Source organism: Pseudomonas sp. MWU13-2105 (genome assembly GCF_023242315.1).
Taxonomy (GTDB): Bacteria; Pseudomonadota; Gammaproteobacteria; order Pseudomonadales; family Pseudomonadaceae; genus Aquipseudomonas.
The window spans coordinates 75,439-94,471 of sequence record NZ_JALLIY010000012.1 but is presented as its reverse complement, the minus strand read 5'-3'; the positions used below and the strand labels follow the sequence as shown (position 1 = coordinate 94,471).

The following is a 19,033-nucleotide window of genomic DNA, read 5'->3' as shown; positions in this document are numbered from 1 at the left end:
CATCAGCTCGGACGGCAACGTCGCGAACGCTGAAGAATCAAGGAGTTGCGGCAAGCCAGTCTTGCAAGGGCGCTCGATTCGACCTGAGGCCGAGTAGCAAAATGGTTATGCAGTGGATTGCAAATCCATCTACGCCGGTTCGATTCCGACCTCGGCCTCCACTATTCAAAAGCCCCGTAGACTCGTCTACGGGGCTTTTTTTTGCCTGGAAAGTAGCGTTTCAGCCGCTTTCCAGGCATCTCCGCCGCTGGGCATCCTTAAAATCATAAGCGCACCTGTTGAAGGCGACGGGGTAGTGGCCTTTTGCTAAAGTCGGTTTTTTTATGGATGAAATCAGATGAAACGGATGTTGCTCGTTGGGCTGGTGGCTGTGCTGTTGGCGGGTTGTGGGGACCCCAGGCTCGATGCCACAACAGAGGCGACGTTGCAGGAGTCCACGAAAAAAGTGGCTGAAAAGCTTTCTCCCGAGGAAAAGAAGCAGTTCGCGGCCGACCTGATGCTGATTACCTTGAGCAAAATAGATCTTGTGAACAAGTCGGCGGACGTCATGCAGCAGGAGATCGATTCGAGCATGAACGGCAAGACCGCAGCCGAATTGCACGCATTGGCCAACAACATTCGTGTTGAAAGGGAGAAAAAACAAAAGGAGTAGGCCTGGCTGGAGATCAAGGCGCTGCAGGGCACGGGTGCCACTGCCAGGCAATGCGTGAAAATAAACTTTTTCGAACCTGGGGGATCAACAGTACAAGGGGGAGACTTAAATCGGGATGCCACCGTTATATGGCATAGCTCTCAGTGGTGGCATCCATGCATGGGTTCTGTACGAGCCCGGGAGTCGTCATCATGAAAACCTTGCGCTTACTTGCGGTATCGGCAGCCGTCATGGCTGCGTTGACCGGCCTGTCTGCCACGGCAAGGCAGGCGGTCAGTAACGAGCCGATAGACCCCTCCGCGGTGCAGTTGGAACAACAACAGCAAAACGGAATCGCCTACCTGTCCGGCGGTATCGGTCTCGATGAAACGAGGGCCATTCAGCAGGCCAAGGGATACAACCTGCATATGACCTTCTCCACCGGTCCGGGCAATGAATATGTGCCGGATATCGACGTGACGATCCAGAACATGCAAGGGCATGCGCTGCTGAGGCTGAATGAGGTCGGCCCTATCGTTTACGCTGACTTGTCACCGGGAAAGTATGTCATCGTCGCTACTCGTAATGGGCAGGAACAACGAAGTACCGTTGAGCTCAAAGGCGGAGCTGTTCGTGATCTGAATCTCCACTGGAGCGATGCGACATAGTCGCTGATGCCAGGAGGTCATTGGTACTTCTTCAAGCGTTATAGCTCGCAAAAAAGCCCAGCCCGAGGCTGCAATGCAGCCCCGGGCTGGGCTTTGTGGGTTTTGGGATTTGTCCGGCCTGGCGAATACTCGTTTTCGGTCCAAAGACTCCGGACAGGAGCGCGCACGCCCGCCCAGATATGCCTTCCCAGGAAGTCCTGCTACTGGCTTGCGCCCACGTCCTGCTGACCAGCAGGTATCTCATATTGAATGAGGATTGCATTGGCCAGCTCGTCATCACTCGCCTTGAGGCCAGGGTGGTCATATCGAATCTGATCCAGCTCTGACTCCAGATAGGCACCGCGAATCGCTCCTCCACTGGCGATGAAGCTGGAGGCGTCATCGCGGACAGGGGTCGTGATCTTGTGGTCCCGCAACGTGGAGTAAAGCGACACGGAAATCCCTGCTGAGGTAGCAACATCGCCCGCATCTATATCGGGTCTGTGAGCCATGGCCGAGCCAAAGGGCAGACAAAGCGTTAGTAACGGGATGAGGAATATACGGCGCATGGCGTGTCCTCCAAAACTACGAAGCCTAAATGGCCTGTCATATACTTTTGGACGGGCGGTGCCAGCTAGGAGTTCCCTGAGGATGAAAGGGGACGGGTGAAAGGGAAGGTTTATTTTTCCGTCATCGTGATAAGGACGTGAACGTAAATCAGCCGCCATTTTCCGCATTTTCTGGGCCATGGTAAGGTGGCGTCCACTTTCAATACCGCCCCTGTGAGCATCTGGTTTCGATGATCTTCGGTCCTGATCCGTCCGTCATTCTGTTGATTTTCCTACTGGTATTGCTGGCCGCGCTGAGCGGTATCGGGTTGCTGTGGGTCCTGGCTGCCTTGCTGTTCGCGCCGACGCGCCGTCATCTGCGGCGCAATCCTCGGCGTTATGCGTGCTTTATCGCGGTGGCCCTGATGTTTGTCTGGCTGGGCGGAGTGATGTGGCGGGACTTCCAGCGTATCGATGATGAGCAGCAGGCCCGGCAACAGGCGCTGAACCCTCGACTGCAGGCGGATCTGCACCTGGGCGAGCTGGATTTTCCAGCGGGCAGCCAGGCCCATATCGGTACCTTGGAACCCCAGAGTTGGGACGGAAAGCCCCAGGCACATGGTCTTGAAAGCTTGAAGTCCATTGAGCTGCCCGCATCCCTAGAGGTTCTGGGGTTGCCAGTGGTGGCGATCGATTTTGCGCCGGACTATGACAACTCCCGTGTCCACCTGGAGCAAGACCACTTCGTGCAAGGCTGGCACTGTGTCGCTGGCAGTTGGGTGAGCTTCAAGCGGGAAATGGAGGATACCTACAGGCCAAGCCGTTGGCATTTCTCCGGGTGCGACCTGGTCCCTGGCGTGAGCATTGCCGGTGTGAACTGGCCGGCGGGTACGGTGCTGCATGGCGCCGGTTCGGGGTGGATGCTGAGGGCCGAGGACGCGGACAACCTGGACATTGCCCTCGATGGACTTCAATTGGCCGCGTTGCGCATGACCCTCGATCCACAGCTTCGGCCCGAGCGTTGGGAGGGGCAGTTGGCACAGCCCGCCACGCTGGGGGACTGGCATTACCCGACGGGCACGCGAGTACGGGGAGATGCCCGTGGCGCTTGGCTGTTCAGTCCTTCCGGTGAACAGGACGCGGTCAGTCTGCGCACGGGTGAAAAGGTCGCCCAGGGCCGCTCCATCCTCCAGCGGCGCGGCGCTGAGGCTTCGGTGAGCATCAAGGCCAACAGTGAGGTCGGGGTGATCGACTGGTTGGTGATTACCCCACAGTGACCCTGTCGGGCACCTGTGTGGATCAAGCGGTCGTGGCATCGCTGGAATCTGGTCGACGATCATCCCTGGCGGCGTGGGTACCTGGTCCTGAAGCCTGCGCGCCGGACCCGTTCATCCCGAACGATCCGGTCGCTGCGAAAGTGTGCAAGGCGCCTTAGTCCCCATCGATCACCGTGACATGTTTAGCCAATGATCAAAACATGTTGCAGCTCGGGGTCAGTCCCTGCGGATCCAACAGTCAGTTCGATCAGCGCCTATTTCTTCCTGGCACTCGCCTCTGCGGCAAGGCACTCAAGGGCAAACTGCTCGGGGTACGTCATCTGAATGGCGGTGGTTTCTCCCTTGACGGTCCTTTCACCATCCAGGATGTATCGAATGCGCTTGTCGGTCACGCCGATGCGTTTTGCGATCCAGGAGGGTGTTTGTCCGATGCGCGAAATCAGCTTGTCGGCATATTCGGTGGAGGGGTTGTAGAGTTCTGCGTTGGGTGTCATGTGACGTCCAGATAAAAATTGGTCTGCGATGTGTTCGTGGGAGTAGGACACGGTGCACCAATTATTCGATGGTGTCGCGACCTTAATGAACGTCCTCATAAGCTATTTTTCTTGCCTGGGCGCTTTAGGAATGCCGTCTACCGCGTTGTTGTAGTGCAACACTGGCCCGGCAATCAGGTGCCGGGCCAGCTCATTATTTTTCCTGCGGCCAGGATCGCGCATTCAACCTTGCGCCGCCCGCCCATGATTTTTTTGATCTCAGATGTAGTCCTTAAAGGTTTTGTCTTGCCATTCGCCAGAGTTGGGATTGAAAGCTTTGTCCGGTTTCTGTACTGGCCCTGACGCTCCAGACCCTGTGTAACCTCTTTGGATAGAGGTGAATCCGCCTATGGGGACTTCATTTATCTGGCCGCTGTAGGTCGTCGACTCAAGAAAGGCTTTTCCGGCCTGGGTGTCTACATTTCTCAGTTTGCCCTGTATGCATTGGGGCGACATGGCCCCAGGAAATTGTCCCCAGATGCGAAGGTATTCACCAGTAGGAATATTGTTAAGTTCTTCAGCGAAGTTGCTCATCCTGGTTTCATCAGGAAGTAATAAATATTAACAACTACCTGAAAAAATATAATCGCTCAGTTGTATGTTATTAGAATTTTTATGTTTTTTCATATGACATTTTATTTTATATGGAAGCTGGTTGTGTGCTACGAGCTTCTCCGGTGCCATTGTCGGTAGTCAGTGCAGCGACAACGGCAGCAGTATCATGAAGAGCCTGAGTGCAGATTAAACGTGAGTCACGGACAGCCGGCTGATAATGCAAATCGAGCCATCGGTGGCGGGCGTGGCATCCGTATAGTCAATCTGGTTGTAAATGCCACCATGGAAGTCGAAGGATTTGGATAGCCAGGAGCTTCCCAATTGAAGCGTTGGAGAGGAGGCGGACTGGGCGCCGATGCTGGCGCTTACGACAACAGCGCCTGTAGACGTGCTATGGATGCTTACTTTGAACTTGGCACCTAACGCAACGTTACCCAACAGAAATACAGGTGTTGGATCGGCCCCGTTGAAGTCCTTTCGAAACGCATAAGTCAGCGAACCTTTTTCCCAGAACACCTTGATTGCCGGATCTACATCGTCCTGAACGTGCATCTGTGAAACCACTACCTTCTGGGCAGAGTTTACCTTTACCAGGGTTGTCTCTTGCCGGTTCCAATGGTTGGCAGCACTAAGCAGGGTCCAGTAAATCGATTCTTTCCATTCGCAGCGCGTTCGATGCGTGCTCTTGCTCGATGCGCCCTTGGTGGGGGCCGTGAGCTGAATAGATCCATCGGGCAGCCGGATGATCACGCTAGGGCACTCTTCCAAAGCCTTGGTGCCGTTCAACTCAAGTGCTACCGGGTTGGTAGCGGATGTCGGCAACGGGGTGGCAATGTCGAAGTTACTGATATCTACAGTCATGATTGTCGTCCTTGTCATGGGGGATAGTGAAGAGGGTAGCTTCCTGCTGATGAGCGATTATAGACCACGGTTTTGTCCGCATCAGGGTTGGTTGAGAGAGGGCGTAGAGCCTCGCGACACCCTTGATTCCTACCGCGTCCAAGCGGCTCGCCTTTGGGATCAACTTGATGGTTTTGAAAAGATATTTACCAGGTTTTCATCTGGGTCACGGAGCAGGAGAGAGGTATTGCCCCATGGCATTACCGTTATTGGCATCACGATGTCCGCGCCACTGATCCGAAGTTGCACGGCCTCGACATCATCCACTTGAAACTCAAGGATTGCCGAGCGATTGCTTGCGGCAACGGCCAATCCATTATTATGAAGGCGGATCAGACGTTCATCACTTATCGCCAGGACTACTCCGTCGAAGTGGATTTCGGCGAATCCATCAGCCAGATGCCTGGGCTCGTGGGTCGAGAGATTTTGATAAAATTGGACGAGTTGTTCAAATTGATGGGTTACGAGGCGAACAGACGAGAACTTCATGATTTGACCTGGCAGAAATGAGAGGCCTCACTCTACGTCAGGCCTCTGTCAGTTTCTGGCAGTAGCGTTTTTCCAACCCCCCAAAAATGAGCGAGTAATCGAATATCAACCCTCAAATGTTGCGCGCTCAATTTTATAGAAAAAGTTCTCTTGCTGGCCTACAGCGAGCTGCTTTATTGATTTATGGGAGAGCTTCCCACCGATTTTTTCCATTGCCCGCTGCGAGCGAATATTTTGACTGGCGACGTGGAACCAGACGGTGTCGACCCACTGAAAGGCATGCTTGAGCATCAGGCGTTTAAGTTCTCCATTGGCACGGCCTCCCCATTTTTCACGGGCTAGAAAGGTGTATCCGATGGCCACCTCGCGCGTTTCCTCGCTGTATTCGTAGTAACGAGAGGTACCCACTATGTTGTCGCTGTCACGGTCGATAACGACCAGTGCGCTCTGCGAGGTGATGGCTTCGTCAAACCATTCGCGAAAGACCGGTTCCTGGTAGCGCGTCGGGCTCGGGTGCTGAGCCCAGATCAGCGGGTCGGATGCGACGCGGTAAAGTGATTCGAAATCCTTGGCTTCCAGCGGGCGCAGCTCAAGGGACTCACCAAGAATTGACGGAGAGATGGGGAGTGTTTGCATCATTTTTCCCTGAGGTTTGGATTGCTCGCTCGCAGATCAGCTCCTTCCGATATAGGGGGCTGGCAAGGGCTCAGTCAAAGCGCCAATGCGTTGAGCACATGTACAGGATCGTTGTGAATGGCCCTCAAAAGTGCCTTCGCTGGACCAGTGGGCTCACGTCGGCCTTGCTCCCAGTTACGTAGGGTACCCAACTGAACATCGATCATCGCGGCGAACTTGGCCTGACTCAGTCCTGTAGCCTTGCGAATCTCTTTGATCTGCAAGGCGTCGACAGTAAATTCACGGGAGGGCTGACGCTCACCACGCACGATTTCGTCCATTTGCTGCACGCTTTCCATCAGCTCATCAAAGAATTTGCTCATGGTCATCTCCATTGTTCAATGACCGCTTTCAACGCCTTGCGTTCGTCGACGGTCAGGTCTTGCTGCTCATTCTTGGGGTAGATCATCAGCATTGCTATCTGTGATGCGGAGACAAAGTGGTAGTAGATCACTCGAGCACCGGCCCTTTTACCATGGCCTTTGGCAGCCACGCGGATTTTCCTGATCCCACCAGTACCTTCAATGACATCGCCCGCCGACGGGGCCAGCACCAAGGCTTTCTGAAAGCTCGCATAGGCATCGTCATCAAGTAGCTCCCTGACGCGGCGGGTGAAGATTGGAGTTTCAACAAATATCATAGCCAATATACGCCAGTGACTTACTGTCGTGCAATCCTATACCTGAGCAGGGGTAGTGTTCACGCGCTCTTCTGTAACGGTGTATTTATGCCAGCATGGCTCGCCGCAAGCATTTGCGCGACTTGTCCGGTTAGGCAGTAGTGCTGTTCAGAGCTCTTGCTTACTGCAGGCCTAGGTGCGAAAAAGTGCTTCGTCCCGCCTACCGCTCATTGATGGTCAGGTTGCTTTGGATAGCCTGATCCGGGCGATTTCTTGTTCCTAAGGTGCAGCTCAGCAGTTGTCCCATTAACACGGGAATAATCTTCCAAAAAAACTGATATTTCCCACGCGTTTCAGGCATGGGAGAATATTGCGTGCGCCAAACGTCAGGGCTACTGTTCAAGTGTCGCTGCCAATTCAGCGATACGGGTTTTGCAGCCCGGAACTACAGAGGCGTACAGCGCCGCGAAAGCGGCATTTTTGCGCTCGCGTTATGGCGAGCTGTGCGCAGGAGGCTTTGGCCTGCCGGTCCTCTGTTCCGGTCTGCAAACCTGTGTACAGCTTGCCACCTTTCGTTTTGCAGCGTGGGGTGACGAGTTCCTTTTCTTAACAGAGGAGCTTTACCGTGACCAAGAAAATCACCCCCGATCCGCCGACAGTTCGCAAATCCCCCAGTACCGCTGACAGGGCGATATACCTGCGTAAACTCCCTGATACCCCGTCCAACGAACCCAGGCCAGCTCCGGCAAACACGCCCCGTTTGCTCGATACCCTCGCGTTCACCTGCTCCAAACCCGTCACCCCCGAAGCCCCGTACAAACCCACACTATTTGCCATCCAGCCGGGCATCAATGCCCAGGACGCCCTGACCTACGTTTCCAATCTGCTCGAAACAGCGGAACTCAATGGCGACGAAATCAGCCTGCATACTAACCCCGTCGAACGAGCGCTGTTTTGGGGCATGCTGCATTCGGTAGAGGTCGCTCGTGCGGTGGTGGACGCCCTGCTTGAGGGTACGTTTGCGTCCAACCCGTTATCGTCCGATTGACCTGGCGCACATAGGGTGGTTCTGATCATCCGGCCGGAAAACTAGGAAAGACGAGGCGGGCAGTCGCTGAGTTCAACCCGCGCATCGGCGTATTCATTGCTCCGATGCGCTCAGCACCCACCCTATGGATCAGCCTTGATGCGCTGCAAGAGACGGCCCGCAGCCGCTTCAGACCAAGTCGCTAGACTCTGTGGGCGATGAGACCTTGAGCGCAATGGCACACCCCTTGCTGCTGGTTAGCAGCATCTTTCGCAATTCCGTCCGGATCAAGGATTTTCCCTTTGGCACTGCACCTTTGGCTTACTTTCGCTCTGGCTTACTTGGCGACGACCCTGTCCCCCGGCCCAAACGTACTCTTAGTCGTGCGCAATGCCCTGCGCTATGGGCCTCCAGCCATGGCTGCGACACTTCTCGGTAACCTTGGTGCCCAGTTGCTGGTGACCAGCGGTGTGGCACTGGGCGTGGGCACCATCCTGATTGCCGTGCCCAAGGCGTTCCTGGCATTAAAGGTCGTTGGCGCCGGTTATCTGATCTACCTTGGGGGGCGCCAGATGTTGGCCCGCACGCCAGTGGCCCGGCCAGAAGCCGAGGTGCAGGCCAGCCCACCGTCCTCGAAATGGAATATTGGCATGGAGGCGTTTCTGGTTTCCGCGAGCAACCCCAAAACGCTGATTTTTCTCTGCGCTTTTTTACCGCAGTTTCTTGATCATGACCGGCCGATTCCCGGGCAGTTCCTGATGATGTACCTGACCATTGCGGCTATCGTAGTGATCGTCCATTCGGTTTACTGCTATATCGCTTACCGCTTCAGTAAGCGCCTCAGCGCCGCACATTGGGTTGCGACCTTGAAGCGCACCACAGGGGCTATTTTCATTGGTCTGGGCGTACGTTTGCTGAACACTAAAGCCTTGTGAGCCGAAGTCCGGAAAATCCAATCTATTCGTATGGAAGTCACCCATTCCATTTTGAGGAAAATTCCATGACCAGCACACAGGCAAATGGTCGTTTTGACGTTAAGTTAAACCCCGAGCCGCTCAGCGATATTGCTGCGGGCACCGGTCTTGGACGCCTGTCCCTCGACAAGAAATTTCACGGTGACCTGGTGGCTACCAGCCAAGGTGAAATGCTTTCTTTCCGTAGCGCTGTACAGGGCTCTGCAGGCTACGTGGCGATGGAAACGGTCACCGGCACGCTTCATGGTCGTCAGGGCAGCTTTGTATTGCAGCACAGCTCCACCATGACACGCGGCGTGCCAGAACAATCCATCAGTGTTGTGCCTGATTCCGCCACTGGGGATCTCGTGGGGCTTGCCGGTCGCCTGGTGATCACCATCGTTGAGGGGCAGCATTCCTACCAGTTTGACTACTCACTGTCCTGAGATCAGCCGGGAGAGGCGAGGGTGGTCGTGCTTCTCCCTCATGCTTCACGGATGGCTCACCGCCTGCACCCAGTTTGCGCCCTTGCCGGAAGGTGCGCTGGAGCTACGGTCGATATCGATATGTTGGAGGCTCATTTGGAGGTTGTCGGATTTTGCCCGCCACGGTTGTGTGAGCTTTGGGGGAAGGGCAGAAGCCAGCGGTTCGGCGAATTGTCGTGACACATACCGTTCATAGTTCTTGTACTCCGCATGATGAGGTGATGGCAGAAGTGGATGCGATCATTGCCGAAGCCGAGGCCGAGCAGAGAGGTCGTGGCTGATGCTGTCAGTTGTCTGGCGAAAGCGGGCAAAGCGCGAACTGTTACAAATCATACGATGCATCGCCAAGACTCTCCCTCGTCGGCCAAGGGCCTGAAGGAACGAATAGAGTCATCGGTTCTTCCTCTGTCCGATCACCCCTACTTATACCGTCATGGACGCCTTCCTGGCACTCGAGAAATCGTGGTTCACCCAAATTATGTGGTGATTTACCGAGTCACCACCGACTGTATTGAAGTCGTTGGTGTGCTCCACGCTCGACAGGAATATCCAACCGGCAATAACTGATGCATTTTCATAAGGTGCAACATAAACCGTCGTGTGTGCGCCAAGCGGGCTGTTGCAGTACTTGGGATATAGGGGCTACAGGGGTGACCACTCCAACTCTATGCAAGACGAGGCAAGGGCGGTCACACCGGTCTCTAGCATTTCACGGATAGCTGACCGCCTGCACCCAGTTCGCGCCCTTGCCGGAAGGTGCGCCGGCATTGCGCGTGAGCGTGCCGTGTAGCGGATCGATGGCGTACACCCCCACTTCAGCGCTTTTCTCTCCGGTAACCAGCAACCATTTTCCTGATGGGTCGACGGTGATTCCCCGCGGTTGCTGTTCGACCTTGATGTTCTGCAGGAAGCTCAGCTTGCCGCTTTTGCCGTCTACCGAAAAGGCACTGACCGTGCTGCCGGTGCGTTCCGAGGTGTAGAGGAAGCGCCCGTTGGGGGTGAGCTTGATGTCGGCCGCCCAGATCAAGTTGGCCGCCAGCGGCGGTGGGGTCGGTTGACCAGGCTTGATCATCGGCCGCGCGACGCCGCGTACCAGCCCTGAGTCGGCGGGGATTGCATTGACTTCAGAGAGCGCGCTCAGGCGTCCGCTCTTCGGGTCGATGGCAAAGCTGGTCACGGTGCCGGCCATCTCGCTGAGCAGGTAAAGGAAGCGGTTGTCAGAGGAAATCACCGGGTGGCGCGGGCCACTGCCCTTGGGCATGTCGATATGGCCCAGTGGCGTGAGCTTGCCGCTGACGGCGTCGAATTTGAACTCCAGGTACTGATCGGAACCCAGGTTGGCGGCGTACACGAAGCGGTTGGTCTTATCGACAATGATCGAGTGGGCGTTCGGGCCGGTCTTGATGACTTGTCGTACATCATCGGTTACGACGCCCTTGGCATCGATGGCGTTGACGCTGATCAGATCCTCGCCGTACGACGCACCGAACAGGTAGTGACCGGCCTTGTCCGTGGAGATGTAGGCCAGGCTGTCGGCAACGTTGGCGTTCTTCAGGTGCTTGAGGGCGCCGTTGGCGGGGTTGATGCTGTAGGTCGCCACCGAATAGGGTTTGGCGCGGATGGAGGCGTATAGCTTGCTGTGGTCGGGGCTCAGTGCCAGGGGCATGACGCCCGCTCCGGCTTCGGTGGTGACCAGAGGCTGCAATTGCCCCTTTGCCGACAGCTCATAACTGCTGAGGGTGCCGTCGTTGGCATTGGAAACGTAGACGTAGGTGTTGGCCCAGCTCAGTGGTGTGCTCGCCAACAGTGCGGCGCTGACGAAGCCTTGCAGGATCTTGACTCGATTCATTCGAAGGGCACTCTTTTATTGTTGTTTTAATTGTCTGTTGTCGTACAACAAGGCTTGATTGTTAGGCGGCGGTTGTTGCCTTGTCAATCCCGAAGTTGACAGCGGCAAGCAACATACTTTCCGGGCAGACAGCAAAAAGCCCGCATGGGCGGGCTTCTTGGGATGGGGCCGGATCCTTCGGCTGGGAACCATTATGTTGGGCCATTGTGATGAAATAGTTACAGTCCGATATCAATTTGATGCAAATCCCTTGAAAATCCAATGACTTGGCCAGGTTGGCGGGGACTTGAGGGCTCATCGCAGCCCACGGTGGGCCGGGCGTTGGTGATGCCACGCAATTCTTTGAAAATCAGATGGTTGCGAAATGTGTGTGGCGCTGAAAATTGCCGTCAGCGAACTTGCTTCGCCGGGTGGGGATGTATATATTCGTCCCCTTGTCGCGCAGGCACCAGGCTGGCCGGACGGTTTCGAAACCCTCTGGTTCGTAATGAGTCGCCGCGCAGACTGCTTCACCGCGCTACCGCCCGAATGGCGAAACTGGTAGACGCATGGGACTTAAAATCCCCCGCTCGTAAGGGCGTGCCGGTTCGATTCCGGCTTCGGGCACCATCTTGCATTCCATAGAGCGCTTACGAATTCTCTGGAACCCCTGAAAAACCTGCCTTCTGGCGGGTTTTTTCGTTTTTGCTCTCCGAGGAGTCGGAGCTTCCCAAGTACCACGACTGATTGTCACCGCGAGGCTGGCCGGCGAAGGGGAGGAGCGTTGCCGTCGTTTCCTGTTGGAGAGGGGCCGGCCTCATTGCGTTTGTCGTGGCCCATGCCCCGTCCATCGTTTGAAGGCCCGGCGAAAGTTATGGGCATCGCTGAAGCCCACTTCATAGGCCACTTCTTCAATGCTCAGGCGCGAGTTGCTCAACAGGGCAAGCGCACGGTCCTTGCGGATCTGGTCGAGTACGTTCTGATAAGACTGGCCCTGGTCAGCCAGGCGTCGACGCAAGGTTCTATCGCTCATGCACAGTTGCGTTGCAACTGCTGCCAGTGCCGGCGTTTGGCGAAGGTCGCGGCGTATGATGCGCTCGATGGATTCAATGAATTCATTCTCCGTCGATTGTTGAGCGACAGTCATCTGTAGAAACTCCAGGGCCTGTCGATGGCTTAGCGGATCATAGGTGGCGATCGGTTTGTCAGCCCAGTGGGCTTCACACGTAAACAGGTTGTCTTTTTGCTCATAACGCACCGGGCATTTGAAAACCTGGTCGTACTGTGTCGCGTAGGAGGGCTTTGAATAGGTCAATTCGATAGAGGTCGGGTTGAAGGCATCGCCCACCAAGGTTCGCACCAGATTCAGGAAGATACCGAAGGTTTCCTCAACCAGAAACACCTGTATATCGGGTTCGTGGAACAGGCTGGTAGCCCGAATCGACACATGCGCATCACTATCGACCCGGTCGAGCTGCAGTAGCGTTCCGGCATGACTTTGCATTTTTACACCCAGGCTGATGGCCTCTCCCAGCGTAGGGCTGGTGAGCATCGCGTATCCCACCAGGCCAATGGAGCCGATGGTTTCTTTGAGGCCGATATCGAGCCCCAGCCCTCGCTCCCGGCTCTTGGTCATTTCCAGAGCCCGCCTGATCATGGAACTGGCCTGGCGAAAGGAAACACGACACTCAGGATCTGAAAGGTCTGCTATTTCAAATCCAAGACCCAGGCATAAGCGGGCGGGATCAATGCCAAAGTCGTTGCTCATGCCAGCAAGACAACGCAGTAGATAAACATGCAGATTGGCTGTTGTATAACGTGCTGAACCATCCATCTGGTTATCCTTTTTTCTAATTCTAGAGCTATTCGCAGGGTTGTACGCGCCTGTTTACGGTTTGCCGAGTTGTATTGCTCAATGCCGCCATTTCAGTTGTCAACGCTGACCTGAAATGACTCTCGGCTGTCCGTTTGAGCAACAGGGAAGCCCGTTGTCTCGCCTTATGCTTACCGTGCAGGATTTATGTGAGCAACACAATAAGAACCCAAACGGTAAGGAGATTCAAATGGAGATGCCTTCGCTCAAGGCGCAAGTGAGTGAGCAGGAGTGGCAGCTGCGATGTGATTTGGCAGCGTGTTATCGACTGGTTGCTTTGTATGGTTGGACGGATCTGGTGTTCACCCACATCAGTGCCCGTGTCCCAGGCCCGGAGCATCATTTTCTGATCAACCCCTACGGGCTCCTTTTCGAAGAGATCACGGCCTCTTCCCTGGTGCTGGTAGACCAGGAAGGGCATCAAGTCCGTGAGACTGGATTCACTGTGAACCGAGCGGGCTTCGTGATTCACAGTGCTGTCCATGCACTACGTACGGATGTCCAGTGCGTGCTGCACACCCACACCCGTGCTGGGGTGGGCGTCAGTGCCCAGCGAGCCGGACTGCTACCGATATCGCAGCAGTCTTCCTTCGTGCTTACCGGCCTTGGTTATCACGATTACGAAGGTGTCGCTCTGCACGATGAGGAGAAGCCGCGTCTCCAACAGGACCTGGGGCAGGGCAGTTTTCTGCTGCTGCGCAACCACGGATTGCTGACAGTCGGGCGAACCATCGCGGATGCATTTCTGGCGATGTACATCTTTGAAAGCGCCTGTCAGATCCAAATTGCTGCCCAGGCCGGCGGTAGTGACCTGCTTCCTATTGATCCGCGCATCCTCGAAGGCGTCGCTGATGCGGCGCGTGTACAGACTGAGGGGTTGGGGGGCGGTTTTGTCTGGCCGGCACTGTTGCGCAAGTTGGATCGTCTGGACGCCGATTACAAGACCTGATTCGTGCCTTCACCCGTGTGCAATTTCAATAGTCGGGTTGTGATCCGGAAAATATGTTCGTTCACCCCCGAGCGCTCTCAGTATGGAACATCTAGCAGTGGAGTTTCTTAAAATGGAATATCTTTCCGAAATTACCGAAAAATTCAAAACTTCCGTCACGAGCGGTCCCATTCCTGTCACCAGCCTGAAAGTCAGTCTCAAGGACGTCGGCTTTCTTTCCGTGTCGGGGACTACAGTGACTAACGACGATATCGATGCCGATACCACCATTGTTATTTCGCGTAAGGATTTCGAAAGTCTGGTTGCCGGTAAGTTGAATGCCCCGGTGGCGTTTATGCAAGGTAAAATCAAGATCAAGGGTGATCCAGGGGCCGCCTTGCAATGGTTGCCCGTTTTTCAGCGGGGTTAATAGTCCGCAAGTATTTTCCAGCAAGGATGAGTGACAGGGGCTGATGTTGAGTTCGTTTGAGCCGTTCAGGAATGCTTGCAACGCAATAGTGTAAAAGATCCAGGATCGAGTGACAGGGCGTCGCTCGATCCTGCTCGGCATTTTGTTGTCGTGATCCGAAGTCCTTGCCGAAGGGGCTTTGTTTCTCGGACTTATAGAGTGCTTTCAATCCGCCTTGTCTGTTGTACCTGCTTGCCGATTTCCTCCATGGTGTCGAACAGGGTGCGCATTTTCTTCGGGTCCGTTCCGAGCATGCGTATTGCACGTGCTTGTTCGGGGGGCATGAACACCTCTACCGTTTTCTTCTTGATGGCCTTGAACAGTGTTTCAGCGACGAACTCAGGCGTGACCGATTCGCTGGCAAAAGCAAATGATGCGGCGTCATCTTGTGCTTCCTGTTCCAACATCGGGGTTTCCGTGGAGGTTGGGTGAAGGATGGTGAAGTTCACCGGTCCGTGACGCTCCTCCAGGGCGACTGCGTGATGGAAGGCTCGCAGTGCCTGTTTCGAGGCCCCATAGCTGGCAATTCCCGGGAAAGGCATGAATGAGGTCATGCTGCACACTGTGACGATATGGCCATGACCTTGCTCATTGAAGCGCTTGAGTACCGCCAGGGTGCCGGTGAGGGGCCCCATGAAGTTGGTGTTCAAGGTTCGCTGGTGTTGTTCCAGTGTTACGTCCCGAGCGTAACCGGTGCAAACGATGGCCGCATTGTTGATGAGAATGTCGAGTTGACCAAAGTGATCGTAGGTCTTTTCGATCGCTTGATCCCACTGAGTCGCCGAGCAGATGTCCAGTCCGATGGCGCAAGCTTTTTCGCCCAGGGAGGCGGCCAGTTCGCGGGCGCCTTGAAGGTTGATATCCGCCAGCATCACGCTGTAGCCCAGTGAAATGGCATGTTTGGCACTTGCCGCGCCAATACCGCTGGCGGCACCGGTCAGCAAGATAACCTGCGGCTGTTTCTTCTTCATGATGTTGTTCCTGTGGTCACCACCTGGGTGGGACAGATCAGTGGGAGGGTGATGAGGCGGGCTGTCCGAACTTGAAGATTGGGGCGCCTTGGATATCGATGTTGCAAGAGAGCAATGTGCCGGCTTGCTCCTGGTCGTCTACTTCGGCCGTAAGCGATGTGATGAACAGAGTACGGCCGTCGATACCGCCGAAGCAGGGCATGGTCGTGCCGATCACTGGCATCTGGAGGCTGCGCAGCAACTCGCCCTGTGGCGAGATCTGATTGATCTTTCCTCGGTAGATGCCCGCGCTCCAGTAGTTGCCCTCAAGATCAACGGTGCCGCCGTCAGGCCAGCCGGTTTCCTCGAAATCGAGTGTGATGAGTACTCGCGGGTTTGAAATTGCGCCGCTGACAGGGTCGAAGTCGTAGGCGTTGATCGAGGCGCTGATGCCATCGGTGTGATACATCGTGCGGTGGTCCGGGCTCCATGCCAGCCCGTTCGAGACGAACAGGTTGTCCAGCACCCGGGTGGACTGGCCGTAGGCGGTCACGCGATACAGTGCGCCGGTGGTGTTGATGCTGTTTTGATCCATGCTACCGACCCAGAAGCAGCCGTCAGGGCCAATCTTGCCATCGTTGAGGCGATTGTCTGGGCGGTCGGGTTCCGGGTTGACCAGAAACTGCAGCTTACGGGTCTGTGGATCGAATATATGCACGCCCGACTTAAGACCCGCGATAATCCGATTATCGTGGGTCAGCCCGATACAGCCGATAGGAGACGGCATGTCGAAGCGCGTCAGTTCACGGGTAACCGGGTGGAAGCTGAAGAGGGCAGGTGCATCGATATCGACGAACCACAACACCTCGCGGTGCGCATCCCATAAGGGGCTTTCTGCGAGTTGAAAAGGTACTTCTGTGCAAACGGTGATCAAGGGTTCAATAATGTCCACGGTTCGGTCTTCCTGATGGAGTGAGAGAGCGGATCAGTCAGGCAGTTGTTGTGTCGATGTTCCCGCGAGATGGAGGTCGCTGCCGCGCAGTGCCAACCAGACAAAGGGCAGCGCAGCCGCGATTCCCAGGCCCAGGCCGTAGGAGAGTTGGACGCCACCAAATTGAGCGAACAGTGATCCGGCCACTGCCGTGCCGAGACCTGCGCCAATAAAGGTGACAACAACGCTGCGGGCTACCAGTGAACCGTCGGGGTCAACTTCGGAAAGCAGGCCTGTCATAAACGGAATGATGACGAAGAAGGAGCAGTTGAGGGTCAATTGACTCAGGAAGTACGACCAGCCATCGGTAGCGCGAAAGAACCAGATGATCGAGCCGATCAGACCCAGTTGTGCGAGCCAGATGATGGTCAATCGATGCAGGTGACTGATACGCAGCGAGGGGATGACCGCACCGGCGAATCCCAGTAAGGACGATACCGACAACAGGATGCCAATCATTGACGGCGAGAGCCCGGCGTGACTTCCGACGATGCCGGAAACCGCCCATTGGGAAGCCTGAATGCCATAGACCAGTACCGTAACGATCCAGATGGTCAGTACCAGGCGAATCGGCATACGGCTGCAGGGGCGAGATTGAACCGCTTGACCGGTAAACCGGCCAATCCCATGGATCGCTGGGGCCGCGAGCACGGCGACGCTGAACAACAACAGAAACAGCCAGCGCCCCAACCAGTCTTGAGGCAGGTAGGAAATGATCACCAGAATGCTGCCGTTGATGATCCCTGCGAGCAGATTGATCTTGCCCCAGAGTTGATCAGCAGCGACGCGTTGGGAAATACCGGCAGCGACAATGACGAACAGAACGCCTTCGCAAATACCGGTAAAACCGCGAGCAATACTGATGGCTGTAATGGTTGTGGCGAGGGCGCTGAACAGTTGGCCAGCGATAACCCCCAGGATGGCGACATGGGTAAAACTGCGCGATGCACGGGCAATCCAGCGCGGCATGAAGGCACAGCTGAGAGCCACCCCGAGTATTTCAACCCCGGCTATTTGCGTGGCGATGCTCTCGTCGAGCTGAAATCGCAGCATGACGGCGGCGACGAGAAAGGGCGTCAGAACAAGTCCACTGGTGGCCAAAGAGTAAGCCAGAGCCAGTCGTATGACGGCGCCAAAACTCAGTTCTGGACGCATGGGCGTTGCTGTGAGAGCTGAATTCATCGTTTCACCTTGCTTGTTATTCTGGGAGGACGAATTACTTTCCGAGCATCAGGCGAGTGATGAGACGGGTCAATTTTCCGTAAGGGGCTGCGATTCGATGGGACATATTGAAGCGGCTTAGCTTGAATACGCCACGTGCATGGGACATCTGCACGAACCCATCATAACCATGGTAGGCACCGGTGCCGCTTTCTCCGACGCCCCCGAACGGCAAATCCTCCTGAGTGGCATGCAGCATGGTGCCGTTGATTGTCACGCCTCCGGAGCGGGTCCGCTCGAGGACCTGTTTAATGACCTGCGTGTCATGGGAGAAGCAATAGAGCGCCAGTGGCTTGGGCCGGTCGTTGATGAGATCAATGGCCTGTTCGAGGGTGTCATAGCCAATAATCGGCAGGATGGGACCGAAGATTTCCTCGCGCATGACAGTGGTCTCCAGAGAGACCTCGGTCAGGATCGTCGGCACAATCTTGCGCTCTTGCGCCGCGCCTTCCTGATCCAATTGCCAGGCCTTGGCTCCGGCCCATTTGGCTTGCTCGATCATGTCATCCAGGCGCTCGTAGTGACGTGGGGAGATGATTGAGGTGTAGTCCTTGTTGCCCGCTATGGTTGGGTATAAGGCTTTTGCCTCATCGAGCAAAGCTGCCGCGAATAGCTCGGTCAGGTCGCGCGGGACCAGCAGGTAGTCGGGAGCAACGCAGGTTTGGCCGGCGTTGAAGAACTTGCCTATGGCAATAATTCGTGCGGCTTTCTTCAGCGAGTAGTCACGGCAAAGTACCACCGGCGATTTACCCCCGAGCTCCAAGGTGACTGGGGTAAGGTTTGGGGCGGCCGCGGCCATTACCTGTCGGCCGATCCGTGTTGAACCAGTGAACAGCAAGTGATCAAAGGGTAGGGTGCTGAAGTGCGCGGCTATTTCCGGGCCGCCGGTGACGATGGTGACCTGATTCTTGGGAAAGGCCGAACCGATCAGGTCTTTCAGCAATTCCGCAGTGCGCGGGGTGAGCTCAGAAGGCTTGATTATGACTCGATTGCCCGCTGCCAGTGCTTCGATCAGGGGCACCAAGGTCAGTGTCAGAGGGTAGTTCCAAGGGGCCATGATGCCGACGACCCCCAGAGGTTCATGGACCACCCAGGCACTGGCTGGTTTGAAGGCCATGCCGACCTTGCGCTTGTGGGGCCGCATCCACGTTTTCAGGTGCTCGCGCACATACTTGATACTGTTCAGAATGGGCATCAACTCGCCCAGTTCAGTTTCGGCAAACGAACGGTTGCCAAAGTCCATGGAGATCGTCTCGAGTAGCTTCTGACGGTTGCTCTTGACCATCTGCGCCAACGTATCCAGTGCGTGAATGCGTTGCACATAGGACGGTGCGCTGTTGTGTCGAACGGCGTGCCGCTGAGCGTCGAAAAGGGACTGCAGCTCGTTGACTGAGTCGAATAGCGGTGTCACTGAATGCGCGGAGTGGCTCATTT

At 55.7% G+C, this 19,033-nt stretch carries 22 protein-coding genes, 2 tRNA genes and 1 pseudogene; 11 read left to right on the top strand and 14 right to left on the bottom strand.

Annotation, left to right across the window (positions count from 1 at the left end; all coding sequences use genetic code 11):
• Positions 1–87: 87 nt before the first annotated feature.
• From M5B96_RS18635 to M5B96_RS18625, 3 genes are all read left to right on the top strand, one after another.
• A tRNA-Cys gene (locus tag M5B96_RS18635) sits at positions 88–161 on the top strand.
• Between the two features lie 176 nt (positions 162–337).
• Complete coding sequence (locus tag M5B96_RS18630; RefSeq protein WP_248798191.1) at positions 338–652, top strand: DUF6694 family lipoprotein; 315 nt, start codon at positions 338–340, stop codon at positions 650–652.
• A gap of 191 nt (positions 653–843) precedes the next feature.
• Positions 844–1,299, top strand: coding sequence for a carboxypeptidase regulatory-like domain-containing protein (locus tag M5B96_RS18625; protein WP_412548621.1), 456 nt, complete (start codon positions 844–846; stop codon positions 1,297–1,299).
• Positions 1,300–1,499: 200 nt separating this feature from the next.
• On the opposite strand, the gene M5B96_RS18620 is transcribed toward M5B96_RS18625, so the two are convergent.
• On the bottom strand, positions 1,500–1,847 hold the full coding sequence (locus M5B96_RS18620; protein WP_248798350.1) for a DUF2388 domain-containing protein: 348 nt from the start codon (positions 1,845–1,847) through the stop codon (positions 1,500–1,502).
• Positions 1,848–2,077: 230 nt separating this feature from the next.
• On the opposite strand from M5B96_RS18620, the gene M5B96_RS18615 reads away from it, so the two are divergent.
• The gene (locus M5B96_RS18615; protein WP_248798190.1) at positions 2,078–3,103 is read left to right on the top strand and encodes a hypothetical protein; all 1,026 of its coding nucleotides are present in this window, start codon (positions 2,078–2,080) and stop codon (positions 3,101–3,103) included.
• A 254-nt stretch (positions 3,104–3,357) separates the two neighbouring features.
• Here M5B96_RS18615 and M5B96_RS18610 read toward each other — a convergent pair whose 3' ends face one another.
• The 7 genes from M5B96_RS18610 to M5B96_RS18580 all read right to left on the bottom strand — a co-directional run bounded on the left by M5B96_RS18610 (position 3,358) and on the right by M5B96_RS18580 (position 6,895).
• On the bottom strand, positions 3,358–3,597 hold the full coding sequence (locus M5B96_RS18610) for a hypothetical protein (protein WP_248798189.1): 240 nt from the start codon (positions 3,595–3,597) through the stop codon (positions 3,358–3,360).
• A gap of 258 nt (positions 3,598–3,855) precedes the next feature.
• Positions 3,856–4,170 (bottom strand): hypothetical protein, encoded by a 315-nt coding sequence (locus tag M5B96_RS18605; protein WP_248798188.1) that lies wholly within the window; start codon positions 4,168–4,170, stop codon positions 3,856–3,858.
• A 207-nt stretch (positions 4,171–4,377) separates the two neighbouring features.
• Positions 4,378–5,052, bottom strand: coding sequence for a polysaccharide lyase family 7 protein (locus tag M5B96_RS18600; protein ID WP_248798187.1), 675 nt, complete (start codon positions 5,050–5,052; stop codon positions 4,378–4,380).
• A 159-nt stretch (positions 5,053–5,211) separates the two neighbouring features.
• Positions 5,212–5,580: a VOC family protein gene (locus tag M5B96_RS18595; protein WP_248798186.1), complete on the bottom strand. Its 369-nt coding sequence runs from the start codon at positions 5,578–5,580 to the stop codon at positions 5,212–5,214.
• 105 nt (positions 5,581–5,685) lie between these two features.
• Entirely contained in the window at positions 5,686–6,216 is a 531-nt protein-coding gene (locus tag M5B96_RS18590; RefSeq protein ID WP_248798185.1) for a GNAT family N-acetyltransferase, read from the bottom strand.
• Positions 6,217–6,290: 74 nt separating this feature from the next.
• Positions 6,291–6,578, bottom strand: a complete 288-nt coding sequence (locus M5B96_RS18585; RefSeq protein ID WP_248798184.1) for a helix-turn-helix domain-containing protein — start codon at positions 6,576–6,578, stop codon at positions 6,291–6,293.
• Positions 6,579–6,580: 2 nt separating this feature from the next.
• The gene (locus M5B96_RS18580) at positions 6,581–6,895 is read right to left on the bottom strand and encodes a type II toxin-antitoxin system RelE/ParE family toxin (protein WP_248798183.1); all 315 of its coding nucleotides are present in this window, start codon (positions 6,893–6,895) and stop codon (positions 6,581–6,583) included.
• A gap of 604 nt (positions 6,896–7,499) precedes the next feature.
• Between M5B96_RS18580 and M5B96_RS18575 the strand changes: the two genes are divergently transcribed.
• The 4 genes and pseudogenes from M5B96_RS18575 to M5B96_RS18560 all read left to right on the top strand — a co-directional run bounded on the left by M5B96_RS18575 (position 7,500) and on the right by M5B96_RS18560 (position 9,906).
• Complete coding sequence (locus tag M5B96_RS18575) at positions 7,500–7,922, top strand: hypothetical protein (RefSeq protein ID WP_248798182.1); 423 nt, start codon at positions 7,500–7,502, stop codon at positions 7,920–7,922.
• A gap of 281 nt (positions 7,923–8,203) precedes the next feature.
• Positions 8,204–8,836 carry a LysE family translocator gene (locus M5B96_RS18570; RefSeq protein ID WP_263859619.1) on the top strand — a complete coding sequence of 211 codons (633 nt, stop codon included), beginning with the start codon at positions 8,204–8,206 and terminating at the stop codon, positions 8,834–8,836.
• 65 nt (positions 8,837–8,901) lie between these two features.
• Positions 8,902–9,300, top strand: coding sequence for a DUF3224 domain-containing protein (locus tag M5B96_RS18565; protein WP_248798180.1), 399 nt, complete (start codon positions 8,902–8,904; stop codon positions 9,298–9,300).
• 319 nt (positions 9,301–9,619) lie between these two features.
• Positions 9,620–9,906 (top strand): annotated as a pseudogene (locus M5B96_RS18560) (type II toxin-antitoxin system RelE/ParE family toxin).
• A 142-nt stretch (positions 9,907–10,048) separates the two neighbouring features.
• Here M5B96_RS18560 and M5B96_RS18555 read toward each other — a convergent pair.
• Entirely contained in the window at positions 10,049–11,188 is a 1,140-nt protein-coding gene (locus M5B96_RS18555) for a lactonase family protein (RefSeq protein ID WP_248798179.1), read from the bottom strand.
• A gap of 522 nt (positions 11,189–11,710) precedes the next feature.
• On the opposite strand from M5B96_RS18555, the gene M5B96_RS18550 reads away from it, so the two are divergent.
• Positions 11,711–11,797 (top strand) — tRNA-Leu (locus M5B96_RS18550).
• A 187-nt stretch (positions 11,798–11,984) separates the two neighbouring features.
• On the opposite strand, the gene M5B96_RS18545 is transcribed toward M5B96_RS18550, so the two are convergent.
• A complete protein-coding gene (locus M5B96_RS18545) occupies positions 11,985–13,001 on the bottom strand; it encodes an AraC family transcriptional regulator (protein ID WP_248798178.1) in 1,017 nt (338 codons plus the stop codon).
• Between the two features lie 229 nt (positions 13,002–13,230).
• On the opposite strand from M5B96_RS18545, the gene M5B96_RS18540 reads away from it, so the two are divergent.
• Both M5B96_RS18540 and M5B96_RS18535 read left to right on the top strand, forming a co-directional pair.
• Positions 13,231–13,989 carry a class II aldolase/adducin family protein gene (locus M5B96_RS18540; protein ID WP_248798177.1) on the top strand — a complete coding sequence of 253 codons (759 nt, stop codon included), beginning with the start codon at positions 13,231–13,233 and terminating at the stop codon, positions 13,987–13,989.
• Between the two features lie 112 nt (positions 13,990–14,101).
• The gene (locus tag M5B96_RS18535; RefSeq protein WP_248798176.1) at positions 14,102–14,398 is read left to right on the top strand and encodes an SCP2 sterol-binding domain-containing protein; all 297 of its coding nucleotides are present in this window, start codon (positions 14,102–14,104) and stop codon (positions 14,396–14,398) included.
• Between the two features lie 191 nt (positions 14,399–14,589).
• On the opposite strand, the gene M5B96_RS18530 is transcribed toward M5B96_RS18535, so the two are convergent.
• Genes M5B96_RS18530 through M5B96_RS18515 form a run of 4 tightly spaced genes read right to left on the bottom strand, consistent with a single transcriptional unit; the run spans position 14,590 to position 19,031 of the window.
• Complete coding sequence (locus M5B96_RS18530; protein ID WP_248798175.1) at positions 14,590–15,408, bottom strand: SDR family NAD(P)-dependent oxidoreductase; 819 nt, start codon at positions 15,406–15,408, stop codon at positions 14,590–14,592.
• A gap of 37 nt (positions 15,409–15,445) precedes the next feature.
• Positions 15,446–16,339, bottom strand: coding sequence for an SMP-30/gluconolactonase/LRE family protein (locus tag M5B96_RS18525; RefSeq protein WP_248798174.1), 894 nt, complete (start codon positions 16,337–16,339; stop codon positions 15,446–15,448).
• A gap of 33 nt (positions 16,340–16,372) precedes the next feature.
• Complete coding sequence (locus tag M5B96_RS18520) at positions 16,373–17,560, bottom strand: MFS transporter (protein ID WP_248798173.1); 1,188 nt, start codon at positions 17,558–17,560, stop codon at positions 16,373–16,375.
• A 34-nt stretch (positions 17,561–17,594) separates the two neighbouring features.
• Complete coding sequence (locus M5B96_RS18515; RefSeq protein ID WP_248798172.1) at positions 17,595–19,031, bottom strand: coniferyl aldehyde dehydrogenase; 1,437 nt, start codon at positions 19,029–19,031, stop codon at positions 17,595–17,597.
• Positions 19,032–19,033: the final 2 nt, after the last annotated feature.